The sequence below is a fragment of the Paraburkholderia atlantica genome, assembly GCF_009362785.1.
Lineage (GTDB): Bacteria > Pseudomonadota > Gammaproteobacteria > Burkholderiales > Burkholderiaceae > Paraburkholderia > Paraburkholderia atlantica.
This window is the reverse complement of sequence record NZ_WHNQ01000005.1, coordinates 20,601-35,147: the sequence shown is the minus strand read 5'-3', so window position 1 is coordinate 35,147 and position 14,547 is coordinate 20,601. Positions and strand designations below refer to the sequence as shown.

General features: G+C 64.3%; 14 protein-coding genes. 7 read left to right on the top strand and 7 right to left on the bottom strand.

Annotated features, from left to right (window positions below):
• Positions 1-191 precede the first annotated feature (191 nt).
• The 3 genes from mnmE (at position 192) to GCT19_RS42660 (ending at position 3,370) form a co-directional block, all read left to right on the top strand.
• Positions 192-1,586, top strand: a complete 1,395-nt coding sequence (mnmE, locus tag GCT19_RS08820; protein WP_152851665.1) for a tRNA uridine-5-carboxymethylaminomethyl(34) synthesis GTPase MnmE — start codon at positions 192-194, stop codon at positions 1,584-1,586.
• A 185-nt stretch (positions 1,587-1,771) separates the two neighbouring features.
• On the top strand, positions 1,772-2,962 hold the full coding sequence (locus tag GCT19_RS08815) for a tyrosine-type recombinase/integrase (RefSeq protein ID WP_152851664.1): 1,191 nt from the start codon (positions 1,772-1,774) through the stop codon (positions 2,960-2,962).
• A 246-nt stretch (positions 2,963-3,208) separates the two neighbouring features.
• Entirely contained in the window at positions 3,209-3,370 is a 162-nt protein-coding gene (locus GCT19_RS42660) for a hypothetical protein (RefSeq protein ID WP_013091027.1), read from the top strand.
• A gap of 97 nt (positions 3,371-3,467) precedes the next feature.
• On the opposite strand, the gene GCT19_RS08810 is transcribed toward GCT19_RS42660, so the two are convergent.
• On the bottom strand, positions 3,468-3,797 hold the full coding sequence (locus GCT19_RS08810) for a hypothetical protein (protein WP_013091026.1): 330 nt from the start codon (positions 3,795-3,797) through the stop codon (positions 3,468-3,470).
• Positions 3,798-4,070: 273 nt separating this feature from the next.
• On the opposite strand from GCT19_RS08810, the gene GCT19_RS08805 reads away from it, so the two are divergent.
• Entirely contained in the window at positions 4,071-5,186 is a 1,116-nt protein-coding gene (locus GCT19_RS08805) for a diguanylate cyclase (RefSeq protein ID WP_152851663.1), read from the top strand.
• Positions 5,187-5,227: 41 nt separating this feature from the next.
• Here GCT19_RS08805 and GCT19_RS08800 read toward each other — a convergent pair whose 3' ends face one another.
• Positions 5,228-6,067, bottom strand: coding sequence for an SDR family NAD(P)-dependent oxidoreductase (locus GCT19_RS08800; RefSeq protein ID WP_152851662.1), 840 nt, complete (start codon positions 6,065-6,067; stop codon positions 5,228-5,230).
• A 175-nt stretch (positions 6,068-6,242) separates the two neighbouring features.
• Between GCT19_RS08800 and GCT19_RS08795 the strand changes: the two genes are divergently transcribed.
• Positions 6,243-7,178, top strand: a complete 936-nt coding sequence (locus tag GCT19_RS08795; protein WP_152851661.1) for a GlxA family transcriptional regulator — start codon at positions 6,243-6,245, stop codon at positions 7,176-7,178.
• A gap of 103 nt (positions 7,179-7,281) precedes the next feature.
• Positions 7,282-7,707, top strand: coding sequence for an HIT family protein (locus GCT19_RS08790; protein WP_152851660.1), 426 nt, complete (start codon positions 7,282-7,284; stop codon positions 7,705-7,707).
• A gap of 204 nt (positions 7,708-7,911) precedes the next feature.
• Here the strand turns inward: GCT19_RS08790 and GCT19_RS08785 are convergent, their stop codons facing one another.
• Positions 7,912-8,091, bottom strand: coding sequence for a hypothetical protein (locus tag GCT19_RS08785; protein WP_013091021.1), 180 nt, complete (start codon positions 8,089-8,091; stop codon positions 7,912-7,914).
• A gap of 493 nt (positions 8,092-8,584) precedes the next feature.
• On the opposite strand from GCT19_RS08785, the gene sap1 reads away from it, so the two are divergent.
• Positions 8,585-8,923 (top strand): surface attachment protein Sap1, encoded by a 339-nt coding sequence (sap1, locus tag GCT19_RS08780; RefSeq protein WP_013091020.1) that lies wholly within the window; start codon positions 8,585-8,587, stop codon positions 8,921-8,923.
• A 254-nt stretch (positions 8,924-9,177) separates the two neighbouring features.
• Here sap1 and araH read toward each other — a convergent pair whose 3' ends face one another.
• From araH to GCT19_RS08760, 4 genes are all read right to left on the bottom strand, one after another.
• The gene (araH, locus tag GCT19_RS08775; RefSeq protein ID WP_018436979.1) at positions 9,178-10,182 is read right to left on the bottom strand and encodes an L-arabinose ABC transporter permease AraH; all 1,005 of its coding nucleotides are present in this window, start codon (positions 10,180-10,182) and stop codon (positions 9,178-9,180) included.
• Positions 10,183-10,256: 74 nt separating this feature from the next.
• Entirely contained in the window at positions 10,257-11,816 is a 1,560-nt protein-coding gene (gene araG / locus GCT19_RS08770; protein WP_152851659.1) for an L-arabinose ABC transporter ATP-binding protein AraG, read from the bottom strand.
• Between the two features lie 93 nt (positions 11,817-11,909).
• Positions 11,910-12,914, bottom strand: coding sequence for an arabinose ABC transporter substrate-binding protein (locus GCT19_RS08765; protein WP_013091017.1), 1,005 nt, complete (start codon positions 12,912-12,914; stop codon positions 11,910-11,912).
• A gap of 179 nt (positions 12,915-13,093) precedes the next feature.
• Positions 13,094-14,542 carry an aldehyde dehydrogenase family protein gene (locus GCT19_RS08760; RefSeq protein ID WP_152851658.1) on the bottom strand — a complete coding sequence of 483 codons (1,449 nt, stop codon included), beginning with the start codon at positions 14,540-14,542 and terminating at the stop codon, positions 13,094-13,096.
• Positions 14,543-14,547 lie beyond the last annotated feature (5 nt).

The following is a 14,547-nucleotide window of genomic DNA, read 5'->3' as shown; positions in this document are numbered from 1 at the left end:
TAAGTAGCGCGATAATAATCCTAGCTTACTTGGGATAAATCTGAGATGTTCAACCGATAGAGCGAGCAGGCACGTCTTCCGCCTCGCGTCCTTGCCGCGAGCCCTTTCGTCCGAAGCGCGCGCGTTACAATGCCTCGCGCCGACTCGACCAACACGGCACTGCCCTTCCCCTCCCGTTTCGCCGATCTCACATGCTCACGACCGACTCCGATCCCATCGTTGCCATTGCTACCGCGCCCGGCCGGGGAGGCATCGGCGTCGTGCGGATTTCGTTCGGCCGCGCCGGCGCGGCGGCGGCCCAGCCGTTGATGCAAGCGCTCACCGGCCAGACGCTCACCGCGCGGCACGCGAGCTATGTACCGTTTCTCGACGCGAGCGGCAATCCGCTCGATCGCGGCATCGCGTTGTACTTTCCGGCGCCGCATTCGTACACCGGCGAGCACGTGCTCGAACTGCAGGGCCATGGCGGCCCGGTCGTGCTGCAGTTGGTCCTGCAGCGCTGCATCGACGCCGGCCGCGCGTTCGGTCTGCGGCTCGCCGAGCCGGGCGAATTCACGCGTCGCGCGTTTTTGAACGACAAGCTCGACCTCGCGCAGGCCGAAGCCGTCGCCGATCTGATCGAGGCGAGCACCGAGGCGGCGGCGCGTTCGGCCGGCCGCTCGCTCGACGGCGCGTTCTCGCGCGACATCCACGCGCTGGTCGAAGAAGTGATCACACTGCGGATGCTCGTCGAAGCGACGCTCGACTTCCCGGAAGAGGAAATCGACTTTCTCGAAGCCGCCGACGCGCGCGGCAAACTCGCGCGCATTCGCGAGCGTCTCGCTCATGTGCTGAGCGAGGCGCGCCAAGGGGCGTTGCTGCGCGAGGGTTTGTCGGTCGTGCTGGCGGGGCAGCCGAACGTCGGCAAATCGTCGCTGCTGAATGCGCTCGCTGGCGCCGAACTCGCGATCGTCACGCCGATCGCCGGCACGACGCGCGACAAGGTCGCGCAGACGATCCAGATCGAAGGCATCCCGCTCCACGTGATCGACACGGCGGGCCTGCGCGACACCGAGGACGAGGTCGAGAAGATCGGCATCGAGCGCACGTGGGGCGAGATCGAGCGCGCGGACGTGGTGCTGCATCTGCTCGATGCGCGCGCCGGCATGACGACCGACGACGAAACGATCGCCCGACGCTTTCCGCGCGGCGTGCCGGTCGTGCGCGTGTTGAACAAGACCGACCTGACCGGACTCGCGCCCGCGACGCAGGCACTCGACGCCGATCTCGAACTCAGCGAGGTGCAGCTGTCAGCGAAGCAGGGTGACGGCGTCGCGTTGCTGCGCGACGAGCTGCTGCGGATTGCCGGCTGGCAGGCTGGCGCGGAGAGCGTCTATCTCGCGCGCGAGCGGCATTTGATCGCATTACGCGCGGCCGACGAGCATCTGGCGACCGCCGCCGCGCATGCAGAGCAGAACGCGCAGGCGCTCGATTTGTTCGCCGAGGAATTGCGGCTCGCGCAGGATCAGTTGAACTCGATCACAGGTGAGTTCAGCTCGGACGATCTGCTCGGAGTGATTTTCAGCCGATTCTGTATTGGCAAGTAACGCCGATCTTGCGCGTCGGCGCAATCCCGGCGTTATATAGGGTCTTGCGGTCGGATAGGGGCGGCTGCTTCGCAATCGAAAATCACGCTTGGTGAACCAAAAACGCAGCGAATTTTTGGTACACAGCCGTGGCAAAAGTTAAAATCCCCGCTGTCCGAATCTAAACGTACAGCGCTCCCAAAAGCATGCCTCGCCTCGCCACCCCGCTCACCGAATCCGAGATCCGCGCGCTCGAACCGCGCGCGACTCGCTACTGCGTCGCCGACGGCAACGGTCTCGTGATCGAAGTCATGACGACCGGCACCAAGATCTGGCGCTTCCGCTATACGTTGAATGGCAAGCGTCAGCCACTCGCGACGATCGGCGATTACCGGATGATTTCGCTGCGCGTCGCGCGCGCGAAGGCCCAGAGGTACGCGGCACTCGTCGCGCAGGGCATCTCGCCGGTCGCGACCGCGCGGCGCGATCGTGGCGCCGAGAGCAAGGCCGATGTGCTGCGCGAAGCCGCCGAGCTTTATGTCACGACGGCGCTGGCCGGCAAGTCGGACGAATATCGCCGCACTACGCGGCGCGCGCTCGACAAGGACGTGCTGCCCGCGATCGGCAACAAGCCGATCGGCGCAGTCACCGCCGACGACGTCGTCGCGATCTGCGAGCGCATCAAAAGCCGCGGCGCGCCGAAAATGGCGCTGCACACGCGCAACGTCGTGAAGCGCCTGTACGCATACCTGATCGCACGTCAGCTCGCGACCAGCAACCCAGCGGAAGTCGTGCCGGCGCGCTCGATCGCGACCTTCGACAGCCGCACCCGCGTGCTGTCCGGCGCCGAGATCGGTGTCATGCTGCGCACGATCGACACGTCGAGTATCCGCCGCCCGCTGAAGCTAGCGCTGCATCTGCTGGTGCTGACTATGGCGCGCAAATCCGACCTCATCGAATCCAGATGGGCCGAGTTCGATCTCGACAACGCGCTGTGGACGATCCCCGCTGCGCGTGTGAACGCGCGCGAGGACCGCATCGTCCGTCTGCCGCGTCAGGCGGTTGCGCTGCTGCGTGAGCTGCAGCGCGCGCGCACCAGCGAGACGTTCGTGTTCCCGAGCGTCAGAGGCGACGATCGGCCGATCGCGAAAAGCACGTTGAACCAGGCGGTCAAAGCATTGGGGCTCGACGTGGAGCATTTCGTGCTGCATGACTTTCGTCGCACTGCGTCGACGCATCTGCGCGACATGGAGCAGCAATCAGCCGCGGGGGCCGACATCACGAATCGTGAAGCAACCGACGAAGCGGCGCGGGACCGTCGCACGCTTCAGAGTTGGGCGGACTTTGTCGATAGCCAGATGGAACTCGCACGGCAGACTGTGGACGGGACGGCTTGACGGCATTGTCATGGGTTTTGGCGTGATGTGACGTTTGCTGTCATGCCGGAAACGGGATGGTACACAGGCCGAGGCGACCTCGTCCCAAACCCAAGCAAACAAAGGAAAGAATCATAAAAAACAAGGTTTCCAAACTGGGCGAAAATGCGCCCTTTTCCGCTCCTTGCGACCGTTTCACATCGTCGTTCTTTCCCCGCTTCCTTCGCCTACACTGAGAGATGGATGCAAGTCGATACGGAGGTTCCGATGCCTGAATCAATGCTCGCCTATCTGATGGGGCCTGCCGTCATGCTGGTGGTCGGCGTTGCCATCTGGATGATGTCGCGTCACCGCGACCCATCCAAACCGCCCAAGCTCGAGCGCTGGCTCGACACGCATTACGCGGAGTGGCTGCATCACAAGCATTAAGGCGTGCCTCAAATGAAAAGGCCGTCGCGTTGAGCGACGGCCTTTTTGTCTGCGCGTGGCTAGTCTGAATCATCTCCGCATCAGAGCCTTGCCGCGTTCACCACTGCGGCTCGGGTTGCGGTTGTGCATAGCCGTACTGTCCGGGCGGCGGTGCGCCGCACGCGACATAGGCGCGCTGATACTGGTCATAGCAATATCCGGGCGGCGGTGCCACATAGGCCGGCGCGGGCTGATACGCGGGCTCGGCATAGACTGGCTGCGGATACGCGACCACCGGCGCCGGTGTCAACACCGAGCTAACCACCGCGCCCAGCACCGCGCCGCCGATCAGCGCACCCACCACGTCGCCGCCGTGTCCGTGTGCGGACGCTTGGCCCGCCACCGTCAAACTACCCGCCATTACCAACGCCACTGCGATCTTTTTCATATTGAGCTCCCGCCGTTCAGGCATGGACGAATTGTCGCTGGCGCGGGCGGAAATAGATGCTGCAGTTGGTAACCGGACATTAACTCTGTAACAGGCGCATAACGTCAGATGCGTCAGCCCACACATCGCGTTGCGTAGCTACAGCGAGGACGATTGCCGTGCTGGTCTTGTTCCGGGCGCCGACTATTATCTGACCAATGGAAGTGATCAATGGGCGCCTCGCCTCCCCGCAACCTCATGTGCCTTTCCTGACCTTCATTCGGGCTGAACCGCATGGACACCTCTAAACCCCAGCAGAACGCCGCAACGCTGCATCCCGCAGGCGAAGCACAGGCGCAGGCACACGCGCTCGTCGCGGAGAATGCGCCCGGCCTCGCCATCGACGACTCGCTCGCGCGCATCCTCGCTGCCCCGCCGGCGGCCGAGTGCCCGATCACGGTGTTGTTGGTCGACGACCAGGCGGTCATCGCCGACGGGGTGCGCGAGGCGCTCGCCGACGAGCCGGGGGTGGACTTCCACTACTGCGCATCATGGGAAGACGCGGTGCGCTGCGCCGAGGAAACGCGCGCAACAGTGATCCTGCAAGATCTCGCGATGCCGGGCACCGACGGTCTGACGCTGGTGCAGCAATACCGGCTGAATCCGGCCACGCGCGATATTCCGATCATCGCGCTGTCGACCAGGGAAGAGCCGCTCGTCAAAAGTGCGGCGTTCGCGGCCGGCTCGAACGATTACCTCGTGAAACTGCCGGATCGCATCGAGCTGATCGCGCGCCTCCGCTATCACTCGCGTTCGTATCTGAACCTGCGGCAACGCGACGAGGCGTACCGCGCGCTGCGGCAGTCACAGCAGCAACTGCTGGCGACGAATCTGGAGTTGCAGCGGCTCACGCATTCGGACGGTCTCACCGGCCTGTCGAACCACCGCTACCTGGACCAGCATCTGGCCGACGAATGGCGCCGCGGCACTCGCGACAAGACCGGCCTCGGCCTCCTGATGATCGACGTCGACAACTTCAAGGCCTACAACGACACCTACGGGCACGTCGCCGGCGACGAAGTGCTGAAGAGCGTCGCGCATACGATCGAAGCGTGCCTCCGCCATTCACCGGATCTCGCCGCGCGCTTCGGCGGCGAGGAGTTCGCGGTGGTCGTGCCGGGCACGTCGGCGGGCGGCTTGCGGCTGCTCGCGGAGAAAATCCGCATCGCGGTCGAAGACCTCGCGATCACCCATGCGGGCTCGGCAGAAGGCGTCGTCACGATCAGCATCGGCGCGGCGCTGATGGTGCCGTCGGCGGCCGAACCGGTCACGACGCTGATCGAGGCCGCCGGTGTCGGCCTGTATCGCGCGAAACACGACGGTAAGAATCAGGTGGCGGTGAGCGGCTGAGTCTTGCGGCGCCCCACCCCCACCACCCGCCACCCGCTGTTTCACGCCGCCACGGCGCGCGTATAGCGCTCGGCCGGCGCGCTGCGCGACAGATTCGGCTGCAGATGCAGACGCGCGCTGTTCAGACGCTCCCAGTCGGCGGCATCGGGCAACGACGGGATCGTCACCAGCTCGCCCTGGTCGAGACCGGCCAGCGCCGCGTCGACCATGTCCTCGGCGCTCATCACGATCTGCGAAGGCAGGTTCTCGACCGCCAGACCCGCGCGATCCCAGAACGCCGTGCTCGTCGCGCCCGGCAACACCGCCTGCAGCCGCACGCCCTTGCCGCCCACCTCGTGATGCAGCGACTGCGTGAGGTTCAGCACGTACGCCTTGGTGCCGCTATAGGTGCCGTTCAGCAATTCCGGTGACAGCGCGACGATCGACGAGATATTGATCACCGTCCCCGCGCCACGCACGATGAAACCCGGCAACACTGCCGCCGTCAGGCGCGTGAGCGACGTCACATTCAGATCGATCATCTTCTCGAGTTCATCGATGTCGGAATCGAGCAGCGTCGCGGTCGCGCCGACGCCCGCGTTGTTGACCAGCATCGTGATGCCGCGCTCGGCGCGCAACTGGTTCTCGATGCGCCGCACGTCGGCCTTGTCGGTCAGATCGGCGCTGACGGTGCTCACGCGCCGGCCGGTCTCCTTCGTCAGCCGATCGGCGAGGCTGCCGAGGCGCGCGCCGTCGCGCGCGATCAGCAGCAGATCGTAGCCGCGTCGCGCGAGCCGGTCCGCGTAGACCGCGCCGATACCCGACGATGCGCCCGTGACCACCGCCGTGCCCTTGCCTTCGTTCGAATCGCCTTGTATGCCCTTGTCTGCATGCGTTGCCATTGAAACTCTCCTTGCGGGCTGCGCCTGATGCGACCGCCCTGTCCGATGAATGGGAACATCCGTGAACTCGCTGCCTCGCGGCTTTCGCGCTGATGCGGCAGTGTTGACGGAGTGAGTTTAGGCGCGTACCTTTTTGTCTCAAATGTCGTATTTCCCTCGTTTAAGGACATCGCAGATGAAACGCATCGGCATAGTGGTGTTTCCGGGCTTCCAGATCCTCGACATGGTCGCGGTATCGATTTTCGAACTCGCCAATCAGGACACCGACGAGCCCGCATACGATGTCGCGCTGATCTCCGAGCACGGCGGCATGGTGCGCAGTTCGGCGGGCGTCGAGGTCGCGACGCGGCCGTTCGGCGATCCCGCCTACGACACGGTGATCGTCACCGGCGCGATGGAAATCGCCCCGTCGTCGCCGGGGCTGCTCGCGTTTCTGAACGACGCCCTCGCCGCCTCGCGCCGCACCGCGAGCATCTGCACCGGCGCGTTCGTGCTCGCCGAAGCGGGCATCCTCGACGGCCGCCACGCGACCACGCACTGGGCGCATGCCCGCGATCTGCAGCGGCGCTTTCCGCGCGCGCGGGTCGACGAGGACCGCATCTTCATCGTCGACGGCTCGGTGTGGACCTCGGCCGGCATGACCGCGTGCATCGATCTGTGCCTCGCGCTGGTCGAGAACGACCTCGGCGTCGCGGTGTCGCGCGCGATCGCGAAGAAGCTCGTCGTCTATCACCGCCGCACCGGCGGACAATCGCAGTACTCGGCGATGCTCGATCTCGAGCCGAAGTCCGATCGGATCCAGAATGCGCTGTCGTATGCGAAGAGTCATCTGCACGAGCCGCTGAGCGTCGAACAGCTAGCCGAGGTCGCGCATCTGAGCCCGCGCCAGTTCAGCCGCGCGTTCCGCGACGAGACGCGCCAGTCGCCGGCCCGAGCGATCGAAGCGCTGCGCGTCGAAGCGGCCCGCACGATGCTCGAAACCGGCCGTCATTCGATCGAAACGGTCGCAGCCGACACTGGCTTCATCGACCCCGAGCGGATGCGGCGCGCGTTTTTGCGCGCGTTCGGCCAGCCGCCTCAAGCGATCCGGCGCGCCGCACGCGTGCCGTAAGCATTCGGGTGGAAAATAGGCAACCCGCGATGCAAAGCTGCGCGAAACAGCAGTGTCCCGCTCGACCCATGAATCGAAACCAGATCAAACGAAAGGAAACGCGATGAGCTACAACGACAGCAACCCGTTCGCCAAAATCTTGCGCGGCGAACTACCGTGCATCAAGGTGGCCGAAAACGACCAGGCGCTGGCTTTCATGGACCTGATGCCGCAAGCCGACGGTCATCTGCTCGTCGTGCCGAAGGAAGCGGTCGCGGAGATTTTCGATCTGTCGGATGTGGCGCTCGTCGCTTCGGCGCGCATGGCGCAAAAGCTCGCGATCGCGGTACGCGCGGCGCTGCGTCCGGACGGCGTGTTCATCGGCCAGTTCAATGGCGCGGCGGCGGGACAGACGGTGTCGCATGTCCATTTCCATGTGATTCCGCGCTGGGAAGGTCAGCCGCTGAAGCTGCATGCGCGGGAGGTCGCCGACGCCGACACACTTGAAGCGCTCGCCAAACGGATTCGCGCGCACTGGCGCGCCCATTGAAGCGCGACGCGTGGGCCTGCCGACACAAGGCCGCGCCCAGCATCACGGTCACGTGCGGTAACAACTGTAAAAACCGTTGAAACCACCGCTTGGCGCGTCGCGACTAGACTGCTATTGCCTTGTGTTCAAGGCATTGAGTGTGGATCTCTTTTTTCAGCCTGCCCCTGTGGCAGGCTTTTTTCTTGGTGGACCCGTTTCGCAATCTCAGGACCGATCGCGGGAACGGCGCAGCGGATGGCGCCAGTCGATGCGTCGGGGGCGCGCTGACAACGGCCGTCCGTCATGCAGGTCGCGATGCTCCTGCCACAACTCGTCGGAAAAAAGAAACATCACGATCAGCAGCGGCACGACCAGAAAAATCCCGAGTATCACGTGCTCGTTCACGGTAGCCTCCAGGTGCAGGGGATTTGTTTCAATTGTAGAGCACCGCCTGTACCCGCAAGCCGTTGCAAGCCTTTACGAAAGCTCGCGAGCGGCGGCTGGCACTGTTTATTTTCAGCACTTGCCGCGTTATTGCATGTAACGCCTTTTGCCTGCCGGATGACTTTGTGTGCGATGCACAAACGGGTGGATTAAATTGTATTAGGTCGCTTAATTGGCGCTACGCGTTTACGCGAATGCGCGCGCAAAGCTTTACCAGCTAAAGCGATGAGCGAGCTAGGCTTTTTAGTTATTCATTTCATTGCCCTTCGATCAGACGGCTGCTCAAGCTTTAATCAGCCACCACAGCGGGTGCGACAATTCGCCACTGTTGCGACCGCACACAAGATGTGCTTGTCGTTCTTATTGATTCTCCTAAAGTGCAAGCTGTGGGTTCACCGTTAAAGTTAAATACATAGCTAACCGAGTATTTTTTCGGCCCGCCCCGGAGGAATAAATGAAAACTCGAATTGCCGTTGTTTTCGCCATCGCGGGTTTGGCTGCCGCTAGCGTTCAGGCACAAGACGTCGTGATCAAGCCGCAGCAAACGATCCAATTCAAGGCCAATGCGTACGGCTGCGTATCGAAGGACAAGCTCGATGCCGTCGATCACCACGCGCAAGCCGGTGAGCAGCAGCAGATGCAGGAATTCTTCTCCGGATATCAATGCGTATCGACACCAACCGACTCGAGTTTCCGGGTGGTGCGCGTGGTCGGCCACGACGTCGAGTTCGTGAATGCAGCCAATAGCGACACCGAGGGACTCTGGGCAAACGACCGATTTATCAAGCAATAAGTACAACACCGGTATTCCGGCAAAAGCCGGAATACGGTCGCATGCGTATCAACTGCGGCTTTGAAGTCGCAGGCGTGAACGCGTGAGCTAAAAAAGGACGGCTTGGGCATTCAGATGCCAAGCCGTTTTTTTATTGCTTTTCATACAGACAGGCTTCACGTGCAATAAAAAAAACCGATGCGGGTTTTATCGACCCGCATCGGCAGTACGCCTTCTCGCAAAGCGCAGGAAACCGCCCAGCTGCAACCGGCGCGTCAGTGCACGCGCTTGCTGCGGCGAAACTGGTCGAACAGTACCGCGAGCAGCAGAATGCCGCCGCGGATCAGGTACTGATAGAACGTCGGCACGTTAAGCAGGCTCATGGCGTCCTGTACCGAGCCCATGATCAGCACGCCGACCAGCACGCCGGAGATGGTCGCGACGCCGCCTGTCAGCGATACGCCGCCGAGCACGCACGCGGAAATCACGCCGAGTTCGAGCCCGACCGACGTCTTCGGATCGCCGAGGCTCATGCGCGACGCGAGCATCACGCCCGCAAAGCCGGTCACGAGCCCCTGCAGCACGAAAACCGTGATCTTGATCCGCGTGACCGGCAGCCCGGCCAGCACTGCCGCTTCGCTATTGCCGCCGACGGCCAGCACGTTCTTGCCGAACACTGTCTTCTTCAGCAGGAAGCCGAACAGCACGAAGCCGATGATGTTGCTCCAGATCGGATAAGAAATGCCGAGGAACGAGCCGCCGCCGAGATCGAAGAAGCGCTCCTCGGAGATCATCACCGCGTCGCCGTTCGAGGTGATGTAGGCGAGGCCACGCACGACCTCCATCATCGCGAGCGTGACGATCAGCGAGTTGATCTTGTAGCGCGCGACCAGCGTGCCGTTGACGAGTCCGACCGCGCCGCCCGCAAGCACGCCGGCCGCGACGCCGACGAACACGCTATGCGTCGCGGTAATCAGCACGGAGGCCACCACGCCGGAAAACGCGACGATCGACGCGACCGACAGGTCCACCTCGCCGAGCGCCAGCACGAACATCATCGTGACGGAGATCGAGCCGATCAGCGTGACCGACAGCAGCAGGCCCTGGATATTGCGCGAGCTCAGAAAGCCGGGGACCGTGAATGACAGCACCGCGAACAGGATGATGAACACCATCACGATGCCGGATTTGTTGATCAGGTCCCAGGTGCGCGCGGCACGCGCGGTCAAACCGGCGGAGGCGACGGCGGGGGTCGAGGAATCGGTCGAAGGTATGCTCATGATGTCTGTTCCATTCAATGCCGTTTTCGTTGCGGTATTCGGTAAGAGGTCTGGTGGCGCGAGCCATTGGCCGATCAGCGCGGCAACGCCAGCTTGATCAGCGCATCCGGCGTGGCCTGCGCCTTCGGAAGATCGCCGACGATGCGGCCTTCCTTCATCACGATCACGCGATCGGTCACGCCGATCACTTCGGCGAGATCGCTCGACACGACGATGACTGTGCGGCCTGCCTCGGCGAGCCCATACAGCAGCCCGTAGATCTCGCTGCGCGCCCCGACGTCGATGCCGCGCGTCGGCTCGTCCATCAAGAACACGTCGATCTCTTCGGCGAGCCAGCGCGACAGGATCACCTTCTGCTGATTGCCGCCGGACAGCGTGCCGATCGGCGTGTCGCCGTTGCGGGTCTTGATCGCGAGCTTGCCGATGTAGTCGCGCGTGGTCTGCGCTTCCTTGCGGCCGTTGAGCACGTGGAAGCGACTGAAGTGGCGGCGGCAGCTGATGTTCAGGTTGTCCGACACCGACGCGATCGACACGATGCCTTCCTGCTTGCGATCCTCGGGACACAGCGCGACACCGGCGCGCACCGCGTCGCGCGGCGTGGCGAACTGCACGCGCTTGCCCTTTAGCGCGACCCCGCCGGCGCTCGGCTTGACCGCGCCGTAGATCAGCTTCATCAGCTCGGAGCGGCCTGCGCCGACGAGCCCGAAAAAGCCGACGATCTCGCCCTTGCGCGCCGAAAACGACACCGGTTCGCGCAGGCCCGGTCCCATCAGGCCGTCGACCTGAAGCTGCACGTCGCCGTGCTCGCGCGCGCGATAGCCGTACACATCGGTGATCGAGCGGCCCACCATGCAACTGATCAGCCGATCGCGATCGAGTCCCGCGCCGGCTTCGAAGGTGTCGATGCGGCGGCCGTCGCGAAACACGGTGACGCGATCGCACAGCTCGTAGACTTCGTCCATCCGGTGCGTGACGTAGATGATCGCGCGGCCTTCGGCCTTCAGCGCGCGGATGATGCGGAACAGTTGCGTGGTTTCGCGCGACGACAGCGAGCTGGTCGGTTCGTCGAACGCGATCACGCGCGCGTCGCGCATCAGCGCCTTGCCGATTTCGATCATCTGCCGCTGACCGATCGACAGATGCTTGACCTGCTGCGACGGATCGAGCTTTTCGCCGAGCCGTTCGAGCTCGCGCATCGCGCGCGCGACCAAGGCCTTTTCGTCCAGAACCCCGAAGCGATTCGGCAGCGCGCCGAGCATCAGGTTCTCGGCGACGGTCAGCTCCGGCACCAGATGCAGTTCCTGATAGATGATCGCGATGCCCGCGGCGATCGCCGCCTTGGTCGTCGCGAACTGCTGCTCGACGCCATCGAGCGACAGCGTGCCCGACACGGGATGATTGACGCCGGACAGCACCTTCAGCAGCGTCGACTTGCCGGCGCCGTTTTCGCCCATCAGGCCGTGCACCTCGCCGCGGCGCACTTCGAGCGACACCTGGTCGAGCGCAAGCACGCCCGGGAAGCGCACGGTGATGCCGTCGAGCTGCAGATAGGGGGCGTCGGATGCGGGCGTCGATGCAGGCGAGGGCGCAAGCGCCGCGTCGCCGGCATGAGACCCGGTGAATAGGGACGTCATCGGAAAAACCTCGAACGGATGTAACCAGAGCGGGCCACGCTCACGCTAAACGCAAGGCGCGATGCGGCCCGCCGTCTGCTGCGAGAACTTCGCTTAAATGCCCAGTTCCTTGCGCACGTCCTGCCAGTTGCTACGCACCATCAGCTTGCCGGTGGTCTGCGTATCGGCAGGCGGCTGCTTGCCGCCCTTGATCCATTCGACGAGGTTTTCGGTGCTCTCCTTGCCGTGGTTCGTCGAGCTGACCGCGATCGTGCCGTAGAAGCCCGTCGGTTCCTTCTTCTGGAACTCGGCGAACGCCTCGCCCGCGCCGTTGATGCCGACGCCGATCACGTCCGTCCCCGGAATATGCAGCTGTTCGGTCGCACGCACGCCGCCGAGCACGCTTTCCTCATTGAGCGCGAAGATCACCCACTTCTTGATGTTCGGATGCTGCGCGAGCACCGGCGACACCGCGTTGAAGCCGCCTTCGTCGTCGGTGGTTTTCTGCGGCGCGTCGAAGATGTTTTCCTTCTTGAAGCCGCCGGCGAGCAGCGACTGCGTCGCGCCGTCGGTGCGCAGCTTCGCGGTCGGCAGTTCGTAGTCGGTGATGCGCAGCGCGCCGACTTCCTCGGGCTTCCAGCCGCGGCGCTTCATTTCGTCGGAGATCGCCTGGCCCACCTGGTTGCCGATCTTGAACGCCGACATGCCGAGGTGCGGCACGTTCGCAAGCGGCTTGCCGGTCGAATCGACCAGCTGGTCGTCGACGGTCACGAACTTCATGTTGTAGCGCTTCGCGCGCGCCTGGATCGCCGGTCCGAGACGCACATCGGGCGCGCAGATCACGAAGCCCTTCGCACCTTGCGCGCCGAGGTTGTCGATCGCGGCCAGCACTTTTTCGCCGTCGGGCGTACCGATGTTGACGACCGAGAATCCGTCCTTCTGGCCGAGCGCGGTCGCGGCTTTCTGTTCGTTGATGAACCACGCCTGTTCCGGCATCTTCACGAGGAAGCCGACTTTGAGCGGCTCATCCGCATGCGCGGACAGTTGCGCGGCAAACGGCGCGGCGAGGGCGGCGGCGGCCATCGCGGTCAGGGTCAAACGGCGAAGCTTGCTGGTCATCTACTGTCTCCTGAGGTTGAAAAGCTGCATTGATGTCGTGGTAGTTGCAGCGGGGTAACACGGGCGGCGTCAGCCGACGCGCCGATTGGGGGTGGATCCGGGCCCGGCAAGCCGGGCGATTCGTGAAACGGGGCGCACGACGGGTGGCGCAGCGAAAAGCGTGATGCGGCTCATCGGTTCTAGCCCGCCACGTACGCCGTTTTTACGGCGGTCCAGAACGCGGCATCGCTCGCGCCATAGGCCGACGCCTTGCGCCCGCCGCCTGGTCCGTGATGCTCGACGGCCGTGGTCGGCAGGTTGATCGTGACGAGACCGCTCTGCACGTGGCGGCGAAAATGGCGCGCGCGTTCGAGCGAGCGCGTGCAGATGCCTGCGCACAATCCGTAGGTGGTGTCGTTCGCGAGATGCAGCGCGTGTTCGTAATCGTCCGCGCGCAGCACGACCGCGAGCGGCCCGAAAATCTCTTCGCGCGCGATGCGATGCTCCGGTTCGCCGATAAACAGCGCCGGTTCGAAAAAATAGCCGCGCGTCGCGCGCTCCAGCTGCCGTCCGCCCCGCAGCAACTGCGCGCCTTCCTGCTCGCCGATGCGCACGTATTCGAGATTGCGTTCGAGCTGCGCGGCGTTCGCCACCGGGCCGATGTCGGTGCCGTGCTTCAACGCGTGATCGACGGTGAGTTTCGCGAGCTTTTCCTGCAACGCGTCGACGAACGGCGCGAACACCGCGCGTTCGACGATCAGCCGCGCGGCCGCGGTGCTGCGCTGGCCCGTCGCGCTGAAGGCGCCGGTCAGCGCCGCATCGACCGCGCCGTCGAGATTGGCGTCGGCCAGCACGACGAACGGATTCTTGCCGCCCATCTCGAGCTGCACGCGCGCCTGGCGCGTAGCGGCGGCCTGCAGCACACGCGTGCCGGTATCGGACGAACCGGTGAAGCTGATCGCCGCGACGAGCGGATGCGCGACGATTCGCGCACCGACTTTGCGGCCGCTGCCCATCACGAGGTTGAATACGCCGGCCGGCAAGCCCGCGCGACTGATGATCGACGCAAGCGCCGCCGCGCAGGCCGGCACCGATTCGGCCGGCTTGTACACGACGCAGTTGCCATGTGCGAGCGCGGCGCCGATCTTCGCCGCGGCGATCGCGAGCGGCGCGCTCCACGGCGCGATGATGCCGACTACGCCGAGCGGCTCGCGCGTCACGTCGATTTCGACGCCGGCACGCGCGGACGCGAGCGGCTCGGCGAACGCGCGCAGCGCCTCGGCCGCGAACAGCTTGAACAGTTGCCCCGCGCGCGTCGCTTCCGCGAGCGCCTCGGGCAGCACCTTGCCGACTTCACGCGCGAGGAGACGCGCCAGTTCCTCGCGGCGCGCGAGCATTTCGCTGCCGATCGCGTCGAGCGCGTCGGCGCGGCGCTGCGCGGAAGCGAGCGACCAGTCGCGAAACGCCGCGTGCGCGGCCTCGATCGCGCTGTCGGTCTGCCGCACGTCGGCGCGCACGTATTCGCCGACCGGCTCGTCGAGATCCGACGGATTGAGCGACACGCCCGCGGTCGCACCCGTCTCCCATCCGCCATTGATGTAATGGCGAAACGGGCTGGTAACGAGCGGGACGAGCGGATCGCGGTTCATCGGCG

Coding starts and splice junctions, on each gene's coding strand:
- mnmE (WP_152851665.1), top strand. CDS start 192: ATGCTCACGACCGACTCCGATCCCATCGTTGCCATTGCTACCGCGCCC.
- GCT19_RS08815 (WP_152851664.1), top strand. CDS start 1,772: ATGCCTCGCCTCGCCACCCCGCTCACCGAATCCGAGATCCGCGCGCTC.
- GCT19_RS42660 (WP_013091027.1), top strand. CDS start 3,209: ATGCCTGAATCAATGCTCGCCTATCTGATGGGGCCTGCCGTCATGCTG.
- GCT19_RS08810 (WP_013091026.1), bottom strand. CDS start 3,797: ATGAAAAAGATCGCAGTGGCGTTGGTAATGGCGGGTAGTTTGACGGTG.
- GCT19_RS08805 (WP_152851663.1), top strand. CDS start 4,071: ATGGACACCTCTAAACCCCAGCAGAACGCCGCAACGCTGCATCCCGCA.
- GCT19_RS08800 (WP_152851662.1), bottom strand. CDS start 6,067: ATGGCAACGCATGCAGACAAGGGCATACAAGGCGATTCGAACGAAGGC.
- GCT19_RS08795 (WP_152851661.1), top strand. CDS start 6,243: ATGAAACGCATCGGCATAGTGGTGTTTCCGGGCTTCCAGATCCTCGAC.
- GCT19_RS08790 (WP_152851660.1), top strand. CDS start 7,282: ATGAGCTACAACGACAGCAACCCGTTCGCCAAAATCTTGCGCGGCGAA.
- sap1 (WP_013091020.1), top strand. CDS start 8,585: ATGAAAACTCGAATTGCCGTTGTTTTCGCCATCGCGGGTTTGGCTGCC.
- araH (WP_018436979.1), bottom strand. CDS start 10,182: ATGAGCATACCTTCGACCGATTCCTCGACCCCCGCCGTCGCCTCCGCC.
- araG (WP_152851659.1), bottom strand. CDS start 11,816: ATGACGTCCCTATTCACCGGGTCTCATGCCGGCGACGCGGCGCTTGCG.
- GCT19_RS08765 (WP_013091017.1), bottom strand. CDS start 12,914: ATGACCAGCAAGCTTCGCCGTTTGACCCTGACCGCGATGGCCGCCGCC.
- GCT19_RS08760 (WP_152851658.1), bottom strand. CDS start 14,542: ATGAACCGCGATCCGCTCGTCCCGCTCGTTACCAGCCCGTTTCGCCAT.